Below are 2,758 nucleotides of genomic sequence, written 5' to 3'. Positions count from 1 at the left end.
TCATATGTTAACTATAAAAATATATTTAATTATCCAAAGTCTTCAAACCTCCGTTTGACTTTAACCTAATACAAAACTGTGCCCCCAAGGTTAAAGAAAATTCAACTTTTGGGAGGCAGCACTTTTCGTGTACGACAATTAAACACGGTGTTAAACAGCTCTATTTCTTAGTTTCAATGTCATCGCATTGATAGCCACGATAACCGTGGACACGGACATCAGAACTGCTCCTGCGGCAGGAGCCAACGTAATCCCAATGGAGGCTAGAACACCCGCCGCTATGGGAATGGCAATAAAGTTATAACCGGCTCCCCACACGAGGTTCTGTTTCATTTTACTGGTTGTTTTATTGGCCAATTCGATAAAGGATTCAATATCGCCTGGATCCGACTGAGTCAAAATCACATCAGCGGAATCGATGGCGACTTGAGTTCCGGCACCGACTGCTATCCCAACGTCTGCTATTGCAAGGGATGGTGCATCGTTGACGCCATCGCCGACCATGATAACCGTTTGTCCATTATTTTTCAGTGATTCCACTAAACCATATTTATCTTGCGGTGATTGATTGGCTCTGTATTCAATGCCCAGTTCCTCTGCTACTCCTTGGGCCGCCGTTTCATTGTCACCTGTAGCCATAATCGGTTTTATATTGTAATGCTTCAATGCCTGTATCAGCGTTCTGCTCGTTTCTTTCAATTCATCGCCTAATGCGACCGTACCGATCGGATTCCCGTCCTCAACTAGTATACTTAATGTTGCCCCTTTGGGAACATCCACCGCTACATCTCTTCCAAGTGCCTTTTGGCTGATCAATTCGTATTTGCGGCCATTGGCGTTTCCTTCTATACCCGCACCCGACACAACATCAATCGAATCAAAGTGGACAGGCTGAATCCCTTGTTTCTCAGCGTATTGGACGATTGACTGGGCGATTGGGTGGCTGGACCCGCCTTCAATCCCTGCCATTAACGCCGCGATTTCGGCTTCGGTATGTTGACCATCCAGTGTTTCCATGTTCAAAACTTTAAATTCGCCAGTAGTCAATGTACCCGTTTTATCCAGTATCATTACATCAGCCTTAGTTGCCAGCTCCAATGCTTCGCGGTCTTTCACCAACAGCCCGCGGCTTGCACCTAAACTGGTGCTTCGTGCAATAACCAGCGGAATGGCAAGGCCGAGAGCGTGTGGACATGCAATGACTAATGTCGTAACCGTAAAAAGAACAGCGGTTTGAATGTCAGCAATGTACAGCCAAACGACAAAAGCGAGGAAAGCCGCCGCAATGGCGATATAAAACAGCCAGCCGGCTACTTTTTGAGCCAGATTTTCAGCTCTTGAAGGTTGATCCTGCGCCTGGCTTATCAGGGTTTGTACTTGGGAAATGAACGATTGGTCGCCGGTTTCCTGTACTTCAAGATATATGATGCCTGCACCGTTCGTGGAACCGCCGATCACTTTGTCTCCGGCTCCTTTTTCAATGGGTTTAGATTCCCCCGTCAGCAAAGCTTCATTGATCCGCGAGGTGCCTCTTTTGATGATGCCATCGGCAGGGACGTTTTCTCCGGCCTGAACCCGTACAAGGTCTCCGACTTTCAGCTCATTTACGGGACGCGTCTCGATCGAATCATCTTCCAATACCACATGTGCATCTTTCGGCACCAATTCGGCGAGCGATTTTTGCGCGTCTCCTGCTTCTCCGATAGCCTTCATTTCGATCCAGTGTCCAAGGAGCATGATCAACAGCAAGGACGCGAATTCAAAGAAGAAATCCATGATGTGATCGCCGGTTACGTAGCGTGCCAGCACGGCGTAAATGCTGTACAAATAGGAAACGGATATCCCTAATGAAATAAGGGCCATCATGCCCGGTGCTTTTTCCTTAAATTCAGCGATTGCACCTTGATAGAAGGGTTTTCCGCCATAAACCAATAAGATAGTTGCTAATACAGCGACCACAATATCCGAGTATGGAAAAGTAAATTGGAAAGGAAGCCGAACGTCCATCATCGGCGACAATAATAGAATGACAATGCCCAAGGGCAGCGACTTCAGGAAAATTTCTTTGAAATTCCCATGATGGTGATGTCCATGGTCACTATGATCGTGGCCACCATGATTGTGATGGGCATGATCATCATGAATTTTGGCAGGATTGCTGTCGTCTTGAATGCCTTCTTTCACTTGGTCTTCATGGTACGAATGCCCAACATGTTTGGAATGATCCATTTTACTGTGATCTACCTGTTCGTCTTGATGGTGGTGATGGTCTTTATCATTTTTAGCCATTCAGTGCGCCTCCTCCAAACTAGTGGTTCTTATCCTATTTAACCCTATTTACATTCTTAACATTCACAAAGTTCTTGCCGAATATACCACGCGAGGGTATATTTCATTTAAAAGTAAAGTGTGCTGTGAAAGCACCCTTATACGACGTCATACCCTTGTTCTTCAATCGCTTTCTGAATTTCGTTTAATGATGTCTTGGCAGTATCATAGTCTACTGCCACTTCGCCTTTTTTAAGATCAACTGTCACAGATGAAATCCCTTCGAGTTCACCGACGCCCGTTTCAACCGAGTTTGCACAGTGGCCGCAGGACATACCTTGTACTTTTAATGTTTCAATCATTATTATTCCTCCTAAAGTAATATTTCCTTAAACTTAACATACCCCGATAGGGTATATCAAGTGTTTAGTATCATTTTACTTTATCGCTGTTTCCATGACTCTAATTTAGAAGTTCACAATGACCCCCC

Annotated in this window: 2 protein-coding genes; both read right to left on the bottom strand. The window is 45.3% G+C overall.

Annotation, left to right across the window (positions count from 1 at the left end):
- Positions 1–150: 150 nt before the first annotated feature.
- Complete coding sequence (locus tag KNP85_RS15585) at positions 151–2,289, bottom strand: heavy metal translocating P-type ATPase (RefSeq protein ID WP_029595516.1); 2,139 nt, start codon at positions 2,287–2,289, stop codon at positions 151–153.
- 137 nt (positions 2,290–2,426) lie between these two features.
- Positions 2,427–2,630 (bottom strand): copper chaperone CopZ, encoded by a 204-nt coding sequence (gene copZ, locus KNP85_RS15580; RefSeq protein WP_029336157.1) that lies wholly within the window; start codon positions 2,628–2,630, stop codon positions 2,427–2,429.
- Positions 2,631–2,758 lie beyond the last annotated feature (128 nt).

The sequence above is a fragment of the Exiguobacterium sp. s194 genome, from assembly GCF_018618275.1.
In the GTDB taxonomy this organism is placed as follows: domain Bacteria; phylum Bacillota; class Bacilli; order Exiguobacteriales; family Exiguobacteriaceae; genus Exiguobacterium; species Exiguobacterium chiriqhucha.
This window is presented reverse-complemented; position numbering and strand designations above follow the sequence as displayed.

What these genes read in the sequence shown, in the direction of transcription:
- KNP85_RS15585 (WP_029595516.1), bottom strand. Translation starts at nt 2,289, where the DNA reads ATGGCTAAAAATGATAAAGACCATCACCACCATCAAGACGAACAGGTA.
- copZ (WP_029336157.1), bottom strand. Translation starts at nt 2,630, where the DNA reads ATGATTGAAACATTAAAAGTACAAGGTATGTCCTGCGGCCACTGTGCA.